Source organism: Photorhabdus sp. RM96S (genome assembly GCF_042879335.1).
GTDB classification, from domain to species: Bacteria; Pseudomonadota; Gammaproteobacteria; order Enterobacterales; family Enterobacteriaceae; genus Photorhabdus; species Photorhabdus kayaii.
This window is the reverse complement of the sequence record NZ_JBHFKT010000017.1, coordinates 40,302-56,697: the sequence shown is the minus strand read 5'-3', so window position 1 is coordinate 56,697 and position 16,396 is coordinate 40,302. Positions and strand designations below refer to the sequence as shown.

The following is a 16,396-nucleotide window of genomic DNA, read 5'->3' as shown; positions in this document are numbered from 1 at the left end:
CGGATGGATCAATCACTGAAATTGAGGATAGCGACACAGATAAATATGCGCTTAATCCTCAATTAGTGTTTGTGCATATAAAAGATCAGCAGCGCGATGACAAAGTTCTGTAAATATAGCTATTTCATCTTTGGACATATTAGACTCCACAATATCAGCCATATTGTGCCTATTTGATGCAACTCGCTGCAAAAACATTAGTCCCTTTGGGCTCAATTTAGTGACCATCTCGCGTTTATCGTTTTCCCCTGTTTCTTGTTTAATAAATTCGTTATCTTTTAGTAACCTCAGAATCTTAGACATTTTAGAGCGAGTAAAGCCGAGTTTTTCACTAATTTCAGTAGGATTCATCGGTTGATATTGCTGAAGTAAATATAAAGTATCATATTCTGCCCATGAAATACCCTCTGGGTTTGTAATGGTTCTTCTCGCAACAAGGACACACTGAAGCCTGCTCAATGCATCTTCAAAAGGTGTTACAGTTAAGGCGTGGGCTGCTGCGGAAAACCCGCTTTTGGGCATCACCCCCATCATGAACTGGGTGCGAGAGTTCTACAACAAGGAATACGCGCCGAATACCCGCGAGACATTTCGCCGTCAGGTTATGCATCAGTTTTGTCATGCGAGTATTGTCCTTTACAATCCAGATAAACCTGACTGCATCCGTGGGATTCATTACGTCATCGAAAATATCCTTCCCGCGTTATGTTGGGGGGAGGGTATTCCAGAGGAGAGATGGTGATCCATAAAATGATTCAAGAATACAGTTTAAATCAGATAAACTTGGTGGCAGTTGCTGTAAATCAAATAATAAAAATCTCATAAATTAATAAATATCTGGTAAATAACTTATTAGAATAAAGAGTTTTATCAAGTGATAGTTTTTTACTTGTTTAACGCATAGAGATCATTTCAATCTTTCTAACTTGACAGATAATTACTGACCGGTGAGTAGGTTTTTATATCAGTTGTTGTCCGTGATGGAAGTTGGATGCTATTATTAAATACAATTCAGTTCGGTGGGGGATTTTTTGAATTGGATAATTAATCGGAACGTTTAATTGAATTGAATGACTTATTGTTTTAAATAAATAGATTAAGATGTTTTCTATGAATTTATAGAGAGAAATGTATTTTTAAGATCTATAAGTAAGATGTAGTGATTTACTTTATTTTTAAATCTGGAGTTGTTTTTTTCATTAGAAGTGGATTCGATATTTTTTAATAAACTTGGTGAATGACTATACCCAATGGATTTCAAGATGTATCGCGACGGCAAGGGAGCGAATCCCCGGAAGCATAGGTAACTATATGACCGGGGTGAGTGCAGCCAACAAAGAGGCAACTTGAAAGATGACGGGTATATTGCATACATTCAAGAAGAAGACAGAGGGAGTGGCTAGAAAGGATTATAAAACAGCTGCTGGACGTTATAAACAGCTCGAAGAGTATCGTAAAAAAACGTAGAATAACTTGCGTTTATATCAAATTTGATATAAATTTCTGTTTGATATCGTTTTCTTATCGGTTTTGGTACTGATTTTAAGGTAGAGATGATGGAATTTATAGTAACGAAAAACCCTTATGCTTCATCCAGCAATAATCCTAACGAAGCAAATGATAAACATATTCGCGCTCAATTAATGGTAATCATCCGCAAGATGATTCAAGAGCGCGGTTTAAGTCAGGTAAAAGCGGCGGAGCTTTTGGGAACGACTCAAGCGAGAATTAGCGAGATCATTAATGGAAAGCTGGAAAACCACACGATTGATAAATTATTCAATATGTTAAATCGGCTCGGTTGGAATTTCGAATTTAGTTATCATGAAGGTGTGGTGACCGTCGCGGTAGATAAAATAATAAAATCCGCGTGAATATAATAAATATCCGGTAAGGATTTTTATTAATAAGCGAATTATTTGTTATAAAATTAAGATCTAAACTATGCTTATAAAGCACGTTGGGAAATTATGATCTTTATATTTAATTCCTTTTAATAACGTTGTTGTAATATATTTATTGATTATATTTAATATAACCAAAAGTTATATTCTATAGAGGAATCAGACATACATTAAACTGTCACATAAGCCAGCCGGTGATTAACTTTGGCATATCGCCGGTTTTAAACGGTTTGACATACTGATGGTAAGAGTGTGTGCTTGGAATATGTCTCGTCATCACTCTGTGCCAACAATGAAGTTAATTGGGCGTATAAGTTTGTTTGGGTAATGGGTGATGAAAGCTTTCAGGTTTCTCTATGTTGTATTTTTCCCCTCCTATTCTATTGCCATTCTATGAAAATATAACCTAACGGTTAATCCATAACATCATGGTTTTCAACCTTTTTTAAATACGGTGATTATTGCTGACCATCTATTTTATTCTCTGATTAGCCAGAAAAGATGAATTTGTATAGTGAAATTATAAAACAATCTGGTATTATAAGTTTTTGCAAATGTAACACTGGCATATTATTAATTTTTACGTGAAGCGGTTAATATTTTTCGTAAATGCTGACAAAAACTGTCACTAATTTGTGAATAATGCTTGTTAGAGGTAATCGTGTTTTTCCATGAATAGAAATAATATGTACCCAATGGATTTCAAGATGCATCGCGACGGCAAGGGAGTGAATCCCCGGGAGCATAGGTAACTATGTGACCGGGGTGAACGAGTGCAGCCAACAAAGAGGCAACTTGAAAGATGACGGGTATAAATAACGATAGGAATAGTTCAGATGAAATATGCCTTTATTACCGGCGCGACAGGAGATATTGGTTTCGCAATTACAGAAAGATTATCTGAGGATGGTTTTGAACCAATATTATTATCGCGTACTCCTGAGCGTCTTGATAGTGCAATTGGCAAACTACGCAATAAATATGGTAGTCAATTTGCAAAGAAAATAGTTTGTGATGTCTCTAATCACGAAGATGTTAAAAAAGCGTTTGACCAACTGGAGCTTGAAGATAATAAGCTGACGGTACTTGTGAATTGTGCTGGCATTGCTGGTGGCGGTATTACTGCTGAAATAAGCCCACAAACTTGGCAAAATGTCATAAACGTTAATTTAAATGGCACTTATTTTGTTATACATGAAGTTTTGACAAGAAAATTAATGTTATCTGGTGGCAGAATTATCAATATTGCCTCCACCGGCGGGAAACAAGGTGTTATTCATGGTACGCCTTATTCTGCTTCTAAGCATGGTGTTGTTGGCCTGACTAAATCCTTGGGGCTTGAATTAGCACGTAATGGTTCAGGTGTTACAGTTAATGCAGTTTGTCCTGGGTTTGTTGAGAGTGAGATGGCGGAGCGTGTCAGAGAACATTACGCCAAAATTTGGGGCACTGATGTAGCAGAAGCGAAAAGAAGAGTAGAAGAGCGTGTTCCTATCGGAAGATATGTTGAACCTAATGAAGTGGCTGAAATGGTTGCTTATCTTGCATCCCCTCTCGCCGGGGCTGTAACCGCTCAAGCACTTAATGTGTGTGGTGGATTAGGTAATTACTAATCATGGACGATATTTCTTTATCATCTGATTTTTTGGATCTTTGGATTATAAAAATCGATGATATTGATTTAGCTTCTATTGAACAGTTAATTCACCGTTCTGATATAGTTCGCCATAACCAAATTTGTTTAGCGGATAGAAGAAAAAAATTTATATTTAGACGGGTTGCGTTACGTTATGTTTTAAATCAATATTTATCTGATTATGAAATCATAACGAATGATAACGGTAAACCTTATATATCCACGGAGCAAGACTTCAAATATTATTTTTCTCTGAGTGCATCAGGAAACTATTGTGTCATCGGTTTTAGCTCAAGGGAAATAGGTGTTGATATTGAAGTCACTCCTTCTAAGATAAAATTTTCTGAAATTATTGAACGTTTTATTAAGGATAAGGAGTTGGAATATATGAAAGGTGTAATGTTAAAGCAACTATCAGGAGTGAGTCCCGGATTTAAACATTATTATCACTTAATGTCATTATACTATTGGGTTAGGCTTGAAGCATATATTAAATTATTTGCTTCGACTCTACATGAGAAATTATTGGCTAATAACTCTGATTCTGTTAAAGATATGAAAGGATTAGAGGCGAGCACATTATTGATTCATCATCAGAAATTTGTTTGTGCCTTATCTCAAAAGAAGATAATTTCTACACCAAATATCAAGGAAATAAACTATTCCGAAATTATAAGGAACAAAGATGAGTAATATTATTGACTTAAGTGTTCCTATAGATTGTGATTTTTGGGAACCTGAGAAAGTAACCAAGGGAGTCGTTGATCATAAAGAGGGTGCTAATAAATTAGGTGAAAGTTATTTATATTTCCATACCAGTGCATGGTGGAAAAGAGCCTTTATAAAACTATTCAAACGCAAAAAGTGGATCATTGATCACAATGATTTTCCTGATGGTATGGGATTATCACTGATGTATTATCAATTGACCACACATACCGGAACGCATATTGATGCTCCCTATCACTATGGGTGGCATAAAGGACAAGATCAGCCAGCAACAATTACTGATATTCCTTTGGATTGGTTTTATAGCCATGGTGTATTACTTGATTTTAGTCATGATAATCAGTCAATTGATAAACAGTCAGTAGAAAATCAATTAAAGAAAATTAATTATAAAATAAAAGAAAATGATATTGTCCTGATCAATACCGGAGCTGATAAATTCATGGGGGAAAAATCCTATTTTACTCACTATAGAGCGATTGAAAGTAGTGCTGTTCAATGGCTAGTAGAGCAAGGGGTAAAGATTATTGGGACAGATGCATTTAGCTTTGATCGGCCATTCATAGAGATGATTAACGATTATAAAAAAACGGGGAATAAAGATTGCTTATGGCCGTCTCATTTTATCGGGCGTGATCACCCTTATTTACAGATAGAACGGCTTTGTAATTTAACCAGTATTCCGAAACCTTATGGATTTAAAGTGTGCTGTTTTCCAATAAAATTAGAGAAAGCAGATGCTTCATGGAGTCGAGTGGTCGCAATATTATAATAATATGTAATTATATGGTAAGGCGGGGAGAATATGAGCAGAAAAGAAATTTCATAGATCATACAATTATACCCTATGGATTTCAAGATGGATCGCGACGGCAAGGGAGTGAATCCCCGGGAGCATAGGTAACTATGTGACCGGGGTGAGCGAGTGCAGCCAACAAAGAGGCAACTTGAAAGATGACGGGTATAAATCTAATGACCAATATGCCTTAAATATTTAAAAGAAGGGGATTAAGGTATAAGTTGTGCATTGCATGATTTAAATTCACAAAAATAAATCTCAGTGTAAATTAATGACTAGAGGTGAGTAGATACGCCGTTTGATCGTAAATTCCCGTGATCAAGGCGATATATACCTTATGGATTTCAAGATGCATCGCGGCGGCAAGGGAGCGAATCCCCGGGAGCATAGATAACGATGTGACCGGGGTGAGTGAGTGCAGCCAACAAAGAGGCAACTTGAAAGATAACGGGTATATAAGATATAAGTTAGCAAAAGATATACTATCTTGGCTATATTGTTTGGCTATATTGTACTGTGAGCGGGTATGTCGGCTCTATGATAATAAATTTGTCATCTCCTTTCTGGATGATTTTTAAGAATAAATTGAGATATTAATAAAAAGCTTAATTATTCTATCCATGTGCAGAGCGAAGGGAGTTAACTTAGTTTGGTTTAGACTGGAGTATTCATATTATTCTTGCGGTTTAAATAGATGAAAGAACAGTGAAGAACCAAATAAGTATTTAAATAGAGTTATGGTTTGGTGCTTATTTTAAAGAATTTTGGTTAGGAGATGAAAATCAAATATATATGACAAATGTGATTTTATAGATATACCCAATGGATTTCAAGATGCATCGCGACGGCAAGGGAGTGAATCCCCGGGAGCATAGATAACTATGTGACTGGGGTGAGCGAGTGCCGCCAACAAAGAGGCAACTTGAAAGATGACGGGTATAAATAAAGTAGTTTAATATCACTACTTACAGATAATGATTTTCTTAAATGAAAATGGGTAGCTTTTATATTAATAAAACTTGCCTGAGTAAATGTTTATTCTATTTATATCGAGATAATTATTGTGATAATAAATAACAGAAATGAATCTCAACCACGTAGAGTTGTGGTGACAGGGCTAGGTGTTGTTGCACCGACAGGTGTTGGCGTTAATGAATTTTGGAACAATATTCATAACGGGAAATCGGGAGTGAGTAAATATGAGTGGGGAAGAGAAAAATTTGGCTTTAAAAGCGGAGCAATAGGACAAGTTCACGGTAGTGATGGCAATAACAAAGAATTTGTTCTGAAAAGTGAGCGTAAATATCTTGAGTTTGCGCTAGAAGCCTCTGAGATGGCAATGCAAGATGCAAACTTAAAACCCTCAGACATTGATGGCCGGCGTTTTGGTGTTGCGATAGCAACAGCGATTGCCGATGCTGCGGGAATGGAAGAGTGTTTACTCAGGATCACTAAAGGGGGTAAAGAGAATATTCACCCTGATTTAATTAAATCAGAAGATTATGACAGCTTTGATTTCAGCTCTGCCGCAACTTCTGTTGCGAAAAAATATGGTGCGTCTATGTCCGTCAGTAACATATCAACCGGATGCGCGGCAGGACTTGATGCATTAGGCATCGCGATGGAGCATATCCGTTATGGCAGAGCGGATATTATGCTGGCTGGTGCAAGTGAAGCGCCACTTTGTCCACTCTCTATCGGCTCTTTTGAAGCTTTAGGGGCACTATCATCAAGAGAGTTGGAAAATCAGCAAGCAGCGACTTGCCCTTTTTCCCTTGAGCGGGATGGATTTGTGATTGCTGAGGGGTGTGGAATATTAATTTTAGAGTCTTATGAACACGCTAAGCAGCGTGGAGCACACATCTATGCTGAATTAGCAGGGTATGCATCCGTCAATAATGCTTATCATATGACTGACTTACCCGCGGATGGAATGGCAATGGCACGGTGTATTGATATGGCGTTGAAGGATGCCCAGATATCGCCATCAACGGTAAATTATATTAGTGCTCATGGTAGCTCTACAGCGCAAAATGATATTAACGAATCAAATGCGATTAAGTTTGTTTTGGGAGAAAGTGCATTTGATATTCCAATTAACTCATTAAAGTCAATGACAGGTCATGCTTTAGCTGCCGCTAATGCGATAGAGTCTGTAGCATTATGTCTTGAAATAGAAAAGCAGTATGTTCACCCAACAATTAATTATCAAACGCCAGATCCTAATTGCGATTTAGATTATATTCCTAATCAAGGTTGCTCATATCCAATTAAGACCGCGTTAAAATTATCAAGTGGTTTTTCTGGTATTCACAGTGTTATTGTTATGAGGGCAGTAGACAATGCGTAAAAGAGTTGTCGTTACCGGTGTTGGTGCAATACATCCTGATGGCAATGATGTCACCGCTATAAAATCAAAAGTCATTCAGAAGTTATTGGGCCAAGAATCGAAAAATAATACGACCGCAAGTTCTGTAATAAGAACATTGAGTGATTTCGATGGCGCGAAATATATCAATAACCGCTTAAGACGTAAAATTGATGAATTTTCGGTTTATGGTATCGTTGCCGTTGAAATGGCATTAAAAGCGAGTCGATTGGATGTAGATAAGCTTGATCCTAATCGCGTTGGAATATATGTCGGAAACTGTTTTGGTGGATGGCAACATATTGAGGATGAAGTTAAAGCGCTCCATATTGAAGGCATAAAGGGAATGGGACCTTATGTTGCCACGGCATGGTTCCCTGCGGCACTTCAAGGGCAATTGTCACTGCTTTATGGTTTTAGTGCGCAATCTAAAACGTTTTCTACCTCCGATGTGGCAGGGATGCAAGCAATAGGCTATGCGGCGGAAGCAATTTCTAATGGTGTTGCGGAAGTGATGTTATGTGGTGCGTCGGAACATCTTTCCAGCCCATTAGTTAAAAATTTACTGGAGAAAGCGTCAAACCAGAGACACTCTGAGGTTTTTGGCGAAAAACGGCCAGGAGATTTTTCGGAGGGCGCTGCATTTCTGGTGCTGGAAGAGAGACAACACGCTTTAGAGCGTGGTGCTTCGATATTGTGTGAATTAACCGGTTTTGTTGATTATTTTTCACCTGATAAAAATACAAGAAATAATACCTTAGAATATACTGCTGAACTATTCAACCATAATGAGAATGCTGTATTTATTATGGATGGAATATATGATGATGAAAAAGAAATAACGAGTAAGGCTTTCTCAAATAAAGAGATAAAAACATCATTTATAAATCTGAGGCCTTATTTGAATAATCAATTTTCAGTCAGTGGCGTGATTGATTCAGTCCTGGCGTCATCCTTCTTGTCAGAAAGTCATGGGGATGGGGAACAACAATCTAATAAAATTAATGAGTTTTCAAATGCTAACCAAATAATAATTCAGCGTTTCAGTAACCAAGGTCATGTATGTGCGTTGAGTTTTTCAGCTATTTAATCTCTAAAATATGTAATTACGCGAGGAAAAATATATGAATAATAATCCAGAAGTAAAAATAAAAACGATTTTGTCTCTTTTTCTTAACATTAATATTGATGATTTCAATATGGATGCAAACCTTGCTGATGCCTATGATATGGATTCTACGGAATTAGCTGACTTGGCAAAAGAGATTGAGAAAGAGTTCGGTATTTCTGTGACGAAAAGTCAATTCAGTCATTGGGAGACAGGAAGAGCGGTTCTTGATTTCGTCTCATCAAGTTTAAACGATAAAAATTAACTGCTAATTAAAGGGAAACAGAAATGAAACTAATCTCTATGTTGTTACATTCAGGGCGTGATAACTTACATCATGATTGTATTATCACTAAGGATTATCACTATACAAGAAAAGAGGTAATATCTTCTGTTTCCCATTTAATTGATGATTTACTTAGTCGAGGAGTTCAAAAAGGTAATAAAGTCATTGTTATATTTGAACATGATGAATTAGGTGTTTTCTTTTTAGCTGCGGCTAGTGCTATGGGGCTGCATTTATTAATGCCCTATAATTTATCATCAGCGACAATCGATGAATGGATTAATTTTACCAATGAAGTGCAATACGATTTTGTGGTTTACCTTAAAAAAGATAAACATTTTGTTGGAAGATTAAAAGAAAATAACATTAATGTGATTGATATTTCAGATCATAAGATCCGGGTCAGTGATGATATCGCGGAAATCCCAATGATAACTTATTCTCCGCAATCTATTGCTAATTTTATTGTCCTGTTCACCAGTGGAAGTACAGGTAAACCGAAAGCCATTAGTATTTCAGAATCATTAGTATGTCGACGAATTTATTCAGTGACAGAGAAATTAAAATTTACTCAAGATGCTAAAATATTCATGTCAGGTTTGTTGAATAATACGACGGGAGTGATTTTTTCTTTCGGTTCATTATTACATCAATCAACACTTTTTATACCGGAAGACAGAAATGTAGAGAGATGGCCTGATTATCTTTCTCGCAATAAAATAACTCATATTATGTTACGCCCAGAGTCGATGAAGTTATTCATTAAATCAACCGCAGAACATAATATCGATCTCTCTGACTTACAGGTTGTTGCTTATGGCGCCGCAGCTATGCCGCCTAGCGTACTGGAAAAAGGGCGTCAATTAATTGGCTGTGAATGGATGCAGGGATATGGGTTAAGTGAGACTTATGGTCCTTTCTGTTGGGTAGATGAGCAAGATCATCGTGATAAAAGATATCTCAATTCAATTTATTGTGTTGGCAAAATTGATAATACATTGGAGGTAGCGGTTAAACCTATTATAGGCTCATCTGATAATATTGGAGAAATTATAATAAGGGGTGAAAGTATTATGGAAGGATATTATGATGTTCTTTCTGGAGAAATAACGCCTCCTGATGAGTGGTTTGCCACGGGTGATCTCGGTTATATAGATGAAGAGGATTATTTAATTTTAAAAGGACGTAAGCAAAATACTTTTATGAGTGCTAACGGACATAGAATTTATCCTGAAGAGATTGAATCTATTTTATCCCGGATACCCAATGTGAATGTGGCTACGGTTGTTGGTTTTTCTTTCCATGAAAATGGTGTTGCGATTGATCAACCGGTTGCCTGTATAAGTGGCGAGATATCGAAGAAATCATTACCTGAAATTGAAGATATTATTTCATCATTTTTAAGTCGTAAATTAAGTCGGGAAAAGTGGCCGGACTGGTTCTATGTTACTGATGAATACTTTCCAAAGAGCCATAATGATAAAATACTGAAAGCAGAGTTAATTAAGTCAATCGATCCTAAAAAACTATTTACATTGAGGAATCAATAATGAATTATGTAGAATCACATTCAATTATTTGTAATGCTCAGGTAGAAAATGTATATCAAATCATTTTAAATTCTGATAAATGGCCGGAAATATTTGAGCCTTGCCAGGAAGTAAAAGCTCTCTTTAGGGATAAAGAGGGTGAAAAAATAGAGGTCAAAGCTTTACTTAACGGTATTTTAATGCAATGGGAATCAAATCGTAAATTTTATCCAGAAACATTCAGCATAAAATCAAAACTGAATCCCTCAATGACATTAGTTAAAGAAATGGAAACGTTATGGCGCGTGGTTAAAATCAATTCTCAGCAATGTGTGCTGTTGTTGGAGCATTTATATGATCTTGAGTCTGAAATAGCCGGGTTAATTGATGGTGTTGAAACAATAGAGCAGGCTCACCAATTTATGAGTAAAGCTATTGATACTAATTCAGTTAAAGAGCTAAATAATATAAAAAATATCGTCGAATCAACAGAGGGAGTGGGAAAAGTATTAAAAGGAACGATTACTCACTCAGTCGTATGTGAGGCGCCGGCACAGCAGGTTTATACTTTGGTTAAAGATGTCTCTTGTTGGACAGATATTTTTTCATTCTGTGATGGTGCAGAAGTTTTAAAGAGATCAGGTAATGAAGAATTAGTTGAAATCAAAGCAAAACAAAATAATAAAGCAGTAAGTTGGCAAACGCAGCGATATTATTTTGATACTATTTACCGGATTGATTATATTATGCCTACACCGATGCCATTATTAAAAACAATGAATGGCAGATGGCAAATCATTCCTATTAATGATCAACGCTGTATTCTAACAGTACAAAGGAACTGGGGTTTATTAGAAGATGTCAGTGGTATCGTTGATGGTGTTGATAATCATGACCAGGCTAATTCCTTTATTATCTCATTTATCAATGATAATACTCGAATGGAGATGGATAGTATAAAGAGTCAGGTAGAAAGTCATAAAAAATCAAATTTATTAACTTTCTCTGCGGGATATTATATTCCTCACCAAGTTGATGATGTTTATAAGATCTTTTTAAATATCGATGACTGGAACAAGATATTACCGCATTGTGATTTAGTAAAAGTCATTTACAATGATGATAAACATCAAGAATTTAATATGGAAGTATCAACACCAAATGGAAATGAGACTTTCCGTAGTATACGATTCTGTGATGCGGATAATTTATTGATTGAATATTTTCAACCAGAGCCGCCTTTAGTATTAAAGTCCCATAGTGGCTCATGGCGTATATTAAGTAAAGGAAGTGGTTCGTTCATTATTTCTAGTCATGATGTTGAGTTAAATCATGATTTATGTGCAGTTAAATTTGGTACGGAAGATAAAGTGAAACAACGAGAGATAGTAAAAAATGCTATTTCAGAAAATAGTGAGAAAATGGTTTTTGCCTGCAAAGAGTGGTTAGACACTCGTATTTAGTAAATCAAAGGAAAATAAGATGAATAATAAAAATAAACCCAATAGAATTTCGCCAGAACTTCTTGCTACTTGTGGTTATTTTATGCCAAGACTATTTTTCCTAAATTCTCAATATGCTCCCCAGGTTCATTGGGGAGATGTTGTTGCGGCATTGAGTCATTTTCCGGTGGGAAATTTAGACTTATCCTCTGAAGAGTTTTGGTATGAATGGATGATTAATTGGTCAAAAGTGGGTGATAGCTATATTAATATCGCTAACTCGGCTAAGAGTGAAGTCAGTCATGTTCGTGCTTTGAGGAGTGCCGCTGCCTGTTATCATTGGGCGGAATTTATGTATTTTAGTGATAGGAGTAGAAAGATACAGCTCAGAGAGTATATTCGTTCATGTTTTTTATCTAGTATAAAATATAGTGATTTGCTGGTTGATCACCAATATATTGTCGTCGATAAATTTCATATGCCGTTCTTCCTTATATTCCCTAAAGGGTATAAAGAAGAAGAGAATCATCCTTTGCCTTGTGTTATTTTATCCAATGGATTGGATTCAATGACTGAAATTGAAATATTATCTTTGGCCGAATTTTTCTTAGGGAAAAATATGGCGGTAGCTATATTTGATGGACCAGGACAGGGAATAAATCTTGGAAAATCGCCAATAGCTATCGATATGGAATTATATGTTAGATCTATAGTTAAATTATTAGAAGATGATACCAGAATTAATAGTAATCTTCTTTGTTTCTTAGGAATTAGTTTTGGTGGTTATTTTGCTCTACGCGTTGCGCAAAGAATTGGCGATAAATTTTGTTGTATCGTCAATTTATCTGGTGGGCCTGAAATAGCAGAGTTTGATAAGTTGCCAAGAAGGCTTAAAGAAGATTTCCAGTTTGCATTTATGCAAGATAATAGTCGTATGCAGTCTATTTTTGACGAAATTAAACTGGATATCTCTTTACCTTGTAAAACCAAGGTTTTTACTGTTCATGGTGAATTAGATGATATATTTCCGATCGATAAAGTGAAAAAATTAGATCAATTATGGGGTGATAATCATAAGTTATTATGTTATGAATCAGAGGCTCATGTTTGCTTAAATAAAATAAACGAATATATGATACAAGTTTCAGATTGGGTTAGTGAGCAATTTTGGCTAAATGGCTATAAAAAAGGCTAACTTGAAAGATAACGGGTATATACCCTATGGATTTCAAGATGGAGCGCGACGGCAAGGGAGTGAATCCCCGGGAGCATAGGTAACTATGTGACCGGGGTGAGCGAGTGCAGCCAACAAAGAGGCAGCTTGAAAGATGACGGGTATATAAAATTTGCACAGATTCATTAGATTATCCAGGATGATTATTATTGACAGAAAAAATAATTATCAAATCTAAAACATAAAGTTATTAATCAACTGAGGTATTGTTATGGGTAAATATTGGTTTTGCTTTTATCTTTAGTAAACGCAATAGTGTACTTATGTAATATTATCGTTTGACATTAATAATCTGATATTAAAAATAAATTAAAGATAAACTAAGGATTATTCATCTTGTCTAAAGAAATTTATTTTTTCAACAGAAGTTAAGGTTAGACCTATTTGAGTATGCCTTTTAGTTCCGCGGCTCTTTTACATTAGTAATAAAATCAAAACATCTTCCCAGGCATTACGAAGCGATATGTCAGAATAATAAGGCCATACTTTTTCTGCTGAGGTATTAACTGGCAGTATGAGAATTGACTTTAATATTTGTGTTTTCTTATATCATTAATACATAGTAAGAGCCTATCTCAATGGGCGTAATTGTTGCAGGCAGTTTGAACACGGACAGCGCGGAAAAACCGGAGCGTACACGTAGTACGTGAGGATTTTGAGCACTGCCCAGGTTCGCTCTTTATGGCAAAGAAGGGCAAATAAAATAGCCCTATTGAGATAGGCAGTAAGTTTACTTATGATAAGTTATCTTGTTGAGTGTGAATTTTATTTTTTGTATTAATTAATAGTATATTAAACTTTTAAGTATTTACGCTATGTATGATGTTCGACACTTACTTCAACCTTGTTTCGGCGTAATGAATCGAACATTTACTCTTGACAGAGTTTGGTAATTATGTAAGACGGCAATAGTATTTTCGTCAATCCTGACAATTGATGGCTATATTAAATATAGGATTTCGAGTTGATGGTTTTATAGAGAAATCTCGACATTGTTCCATGATAGATAATTAAGAATAAATAGCTATACCCTATGGATTTCAAGATGGATCGCGACGGCAAGGGAGCGAATCCCCGGGAGCATAGATAACGATGCGACCGGGGTGAGCGAGTGCAGCCAACAAAGAGGCAACTTGAAAGATAACGGGTATATATTGGGTAACTGGCTAGTAACTCAATACTATTTATTCAGTAAAGCCTTTCCTATTTGATTTTTATTAAAATGAGGAGTACGGAAATGTCAAGAACCGAAAGACTTATAGTATTATTGCAATACTTGAGACAAAGAAGGTATCCTGTCAGTGGTAAATTACTCGCTAGTGATTTAAATGTAAGCTTGCGCACGCTTTATCGAGATATTGCTTTATTAAATAGTCAGGGAGCAAATATAGAGGGTGAACCCGGTTTGGGCTATATATTACGGCCCGGCTTCATGTTACCTCCTTTAATGTTTACGATGGATGAAATTGATGCCTTAGTTTTGGGCAATAAATGGGTTATTGAACAGAATGATGTTGTTTTGTCTAAGTCTGCTCATAGCTTTATATCTAAGATTGCCGCAGTATTGCCTGAAGAACAGCGTGATCAGCTATATTATTCGCCAATGTTTGTAAAAACAGAAGGTTACAGCAAAGTTACAAATAATAACTTAATGTTATCTGATATCAGAAGAGCGATATACCATAAATCAAAAATAGTGATAACTTTTCTTGACTTAAATAATGCACATACTGTGAAGACGACCTGTCCACTGTCGGTCTTTTTCAATAATGAATTCTTTTTAGTTTCTTGGTGTGAATTCAGCCATAATTTTCTTAAGTTACAAGTAGGAAAAATAGAGAAACTAGAAGTATTGTCTGAAAGATATATACAAGATAGAATATTATTACTAAAAAAATGGAGTGAGAAAGAAGGATTGTCTGATAATAATTTATCCTAAATAAATGATTACGAATGAGTAATTTATATGGGTATTTATCCTATAGATGTTTAATTGTTCTTTCTATTAAGTATATAGTTGCAAATATAGAGTAAATTCTGATGATTATCTGGACTTTCTGCTGAGGGTTCGAAAAATTTAGTGATTTTATTGGGTTTGCTAAGATTCGGTTTTGTTTGCTAAAAATTGGGGACGAGACCCCTTAAGGGATCGAGTGGACAAGAACGATTATTAGGAAAAAGCCGCCCTAGAGTGCCGATTGTGAATGGTAGGATAAATCACTTAATTTGGTAATCTGGGGCAACGAACAATATAGGGCGAGCTTGTGATTGAGGATAATAAAGTTCAAGAATTTTCCCAGGGTAAGATTTTAATTCGATTAAACAAAGATCGTGATGCCATCACGATCTTTGTTTTGTCGACTTACGAGCTTGTCTTTATGTAAGAGTGCTATCGATATTTTCCACATGATGCATTTTTCTTACATAAATAATGAAGTGGAAGAAAAGCTACCATTTCCATGCATCCGGGCTGGTGCCAGTGGGTAATACACTAATGCCAAAATCGCTAATCACAACAGCGACATAGATATCATCGTCATAACAATTTAATTGATATCTTCTCCCTTTTGCCGTCCATTGCCAATAATCATTTTTCCAACTTTCTGGATAGAATTCTTGGATAAGTGAAGCGGTTGCTGGATGTAACCCATCAACATTGAGAGTGCTCGTATTTCCAGAACTGCTCCAAATCACATCACCGATTAAGTTTTCATTGGTAAGATTAATAACGAAAAAATAATGATTATTAATTCCAAGCATTTCACCTTTTTCTTTTTCCTCAGTTTCTCTCATCTTCAACTCCTGGTTAATGAATAAAATGGGTGATTATTATAGAAATAACAATAGTTTCTCTGATATACCCGTCATCTTTCAAGTTGCCTCTTTGTTGGCTACACTCACTCACCCCGGTCACATCGTTATCTATGCTCCCGGGGATTCGTTCCCTTGCCGTCGCGATACATCTTGAAATCCATAGGGTATATTTCTATTTTTATTGTGATAAATTCAATAGACTAACTAATAATTACCGTAGGAATATAACCATAATAAATATATTTTTATTTGATATTGTTTTGTTTGGATGATTTTTATTGATCTGTTAGTTACAGTGTTTTATTACTATTCTGGATGGTTTTTTGCCTATGAAATAATTGCATTTATGAGTAGTAATCAGAAATTATATATAATTTATTTTTATATTAGCGTAAAAATACAGAATATAAAGTATATCATCATGAATATTTTGCATGAATATTAAGTGAAGGTTAATTGTACATTGAAAATATCGAAGAAATAAAATAGGCTATCTCTCTTTTTATATATTTTTAACAGTTTGTTATCTTGGTTTTTTATTCGTGGC

General features: G+C 35.6%; 15 protein-coding genes. 13 read left to right on the top strand and 2 right to left on the bottom strand.

Features of this window, described 5'->3' with window-relative positions; all coding sequences use genetic code 11:
• Window positions 1-51 precede the first annotated feature (51 nt).
• Complete coding sequence (locus ACGF49_RS11960) at window positions 52-534, bottom strand: MarR family transcriptional regulator (protein ID WP_228902930.1); 483 nt, start codon at window positions 532-534, stop codon at window positions 52-54.
• Between ACGF49_RS11960 and ACGF49_RS11955 the strand changes: the two genes are divergently transcribed.
• The 13 genes from ACGF49_RS11955 (at window position 533) to ACGF49_RS11895 (ending at window position 14,974) form a co-directional block, all read left to right on the top strand.
• Window positions 533-742, top strand: a complete 210-nt coding sequence (locus ACGF49_RS11955) for a hypothetical protein (protein ID WP_228902929.1) — start codon at window positions 533-535, stop codon at window positions 740-742. The genes ACGF49_RS11960 and ACGF49_RS11955 overlap by 2 nt on opposite strands.
• A gap of 814 nt (window positions 743-1,556) precedes the next feature.
• The gene (locus ACGF49_RS11950) at window positions 1,557-1,874 is read left to right on the top strand and encodes a helix-turn-helix domain-containing protein (RefSeq protein WP_158536596.1); all 318 of its coding nucleotides are present in this window, start codon (window positions 1,557-1,559) and stop codon (window positions 1,872-1,874) included.
• 866 nt (window positions 1,875-2,740) lie between these two features.
• Window positions 2,741-3,517, top strand: coding sequence for an SDR family oxidoreductase (locus tag ACGF49_RS11945; RefSeq protein ID WP_113043509.1), 777 nt, complete (start codon window positions 2,741-2,743; stop codon window positions 3,515-3,517).
• Between the two features lie 2 nt (window positions 3,518-3,519).
• Window positions 3,520-4,233, top strand: a complete 714-nt coding sequence (locus ACGF49_RS11940; protein WP_113043508.1) for a 4'-phosphopantetheinyl transferase superfamily protein — start codon at window positions 3,520-3,522, stop codon at window positions 4,231-4,233.
• Complete coding sequence (locus tag ACGF49_RS11935; protein ID WP_113043507.1) at window positions 4,226-5,041, top strand: cyclase family protein; 816 nt, start codon at window positions 4,226-4,228, stop codon at window positions 5,039-5,041. Before ACGF49_RS11940 ends, ACGF49_RS11935 begins: the two co-directional genes overlap by 8 nt.
• Before the next feature lie 341 nt (window positions 5,042-5,382).
• The gene (locus ACGF49_RS11930) at window positions 5,383-5,646 is read left to right on the top strand and encodes a hypothetical protein (RefSeq protein WP_387491110.1); all 264 of its coding nucleotides are present in this window, start codon (window positions 5,383-5,385) and stop codon (window positions 5,644-5,646) included.
• A 485-nt stretch (window positions 5,647-6,131) separates the two neighbouring features.
• Window positions 6,132-7,418, top strand: coding sequence for a beta-ketoacyl-[acyl-carrier-protein] synthase family protein (locus ACGF49_RS11925; protein ID WP_113043506.1), 1,287 nt, complete (start codon window positions 6,132-6,134; stop codon window positions 7,416-7,418).
• Window positions 7,411-8,526, top strand: coding sequence for a beta-ketoacyl synthase N-terminal-like domain-containing protein (locus ACGF49_RS11920; RefSeq protein ID WP_228902909.1), 1,116 nt, complete (start codon window positions 7,411-7,413; stop codon window positions 8,524-8,526). Before ACGF49_RS11925 ends, ACGF49_RS11920 begins: the two co-directional genes overlap by 8 nt.
• A 34-nt stretch (window positions 8,527-8,560) precedes the next feature.
• On the top strand, window positions 8,561-8,809 hold the full coding sequence (locus tag ACGF49_RS11915) for an acyl carrier protein (RefSeq protein WP_113043504.1): 249 nt from the start codon (window positions 8,561-8,563) through the stop codon (window positions 8,807-8,809).
• A 23-nt stretch (window positions 8,810-8,832) separates the two neighbouring features.
• Window positions 8,833-10,380 (top strand): class I adenylate-forming enzyme family protein, encoded by a 1,548-nt coding sequence (locus tag ACGF49_RS11910; protein ID WP_113043503.1) that lies wholly within the window; start codon window positions 8,833-8,835, stop codon window positions 10,378-10,380.
• Window positions 10,380-11,822 (top strand): SRPBCC family protein, encoded by a 1,443-nt coding sequence (locus tag ACGF49_RS11905; protein ID WP_387491107.1) that lies wholly within the window; start codon window positions 10,380-10,382, stop codon window positions 11,820-11,822. The genes ACGF49_RS11910 and ACGF49_RS11905 overlap by 1 nt, the downstream gene beginning before the upstream one ends.
• 19 nt (window positions 11,823-11,841) lie before the next feature.
• Entirely contained in the window at window positions 11,842-12,996 is a 1,155-nt protein-coding gene (locus ACGF49_RS11900; RefSeq protein WP_113043501.1) for a S9 family peptidase, read from the top strand.
• A 1,276-nt stretch (window positions 12,997-14,272) separates the two neighbouring features.
• A complete protein-coding gene (locus tag ACGF49_RS11895) occupies window positions 14,273-14,974 on the top strand; it encodes a YafY family protein (protein WP_113043500.1) in 702 nt (233 codons plus the stop codon).
• Between the two features lie 509 nt (window positions 14,975-15,483).
• Here the strand turns inward: ACGF49_RS11895 and ACGF49_RS11890 are convergent.
• A complete protein-coding gene (locus ACGF49_RS11890) occupies window positions 15,484-15,828 on the bottom strand; it encodes a hypothetical protein (protein WP_112878032.1) in 345 nt (114 codons plus the stop codon).
• Window positions 15,829-16,396: the final 568 nt, after the last annotated feature.

Excerpts from the sequence above, each read along its gene's own strand:
- ACGF49_RS11955 (WP_228902929.1), top strand. The coding sequence starts at position 533 with ATGAACTGGGTGCGAGAGTTCTACAACAAGGAATACGCGCCGAATACC.
- ACGF49_RS11960 (WP_228902930.1), bottom strand. The coding sequence starts at position 534 with ATGATGGGGGTGATGCCCAAAAGCGGGTTTTCCGCAGCAGCCCACGCC.
- ACGF49_RS11950 (WP_158536596.1), top strand. The coding sequence starts at position 1,557 with ATGGAATTTATAGTAACGAAAAACCCTTATGCTTCATCCAGCAATAAT.
- ACGF49_RS11945 (WP_113043509.1), top strand. The coding sequence starts at position 2,741 with ATGAAATATGCCTTTATTACCGGCGCGACAGGAGATATTGGTTTCGCA.
- ACGF49_RS11940 (WP_113043508.1), top strand. The coding sequence starts at position 3,520 with ATGGACGATATTTCTTTATCATCTGATTTTTTGGATCTTTGGATTATA.
- ACGF49_RS11935 (WP_113043507.1), top strand. The coding sequence starts at position 4,226 with ATGAGTAATATTATTGACTTAAGTGTTCCTATAGATTGTGATTTTTGG.
- ACGF49_RS11920 (WP_228902909.1), top strand. The coding sequence starts at position 7,411 with ATGCGTAAAAGAGTTGTCGTTACCGGTGTTGGTGCAATACATCCTGAT.
- ACGF49_RS11915 (WP_113043504.1), top strand. The coding sequence starts at position 8,561 with ATGAATAATAATCCAGAAGTAAAAATAAAAACGATTTTGTCTCTTTTT.
- ACGF49_RS11910 (WP_113043503.1), top strand. The coding sequence starts at position 8,833 with ATGAAACTAATCTCTATGTTGTTACATTCAGGGCGTGATAACTTACAT.
- ACGF49_RS11905 (WP_387491107.1), top strand. The coding sequence starts at position 10,380 with ATGAATTATGTAGAATCACATTCAATTATTTGTAATGCTCAGGTAGAA.
- ACGF49_RS11900 (WP_113043501.1), top strand. The coding sequence starts at position 11,842 with ATGAATAATAAAAATAAACCCAATAGAATTTCGCCAGAACTTCTTGCT.
- ACGF49_RS11895 (WP_113043500.1), top strand. The coding sequence starts at position 14,273 with ATGTCAAGAACCGAAAGACTTATAGTATTATTGCAATACTTGAGACAA.
- ACGF49_RS11890 (WP_112878032.1), bottom strand. The coding sequence starts at position 15,828 with ATGAGAGAAACTGAGGAAAAAGAAAAAGGTGAAATGCTTGGAATTAAT.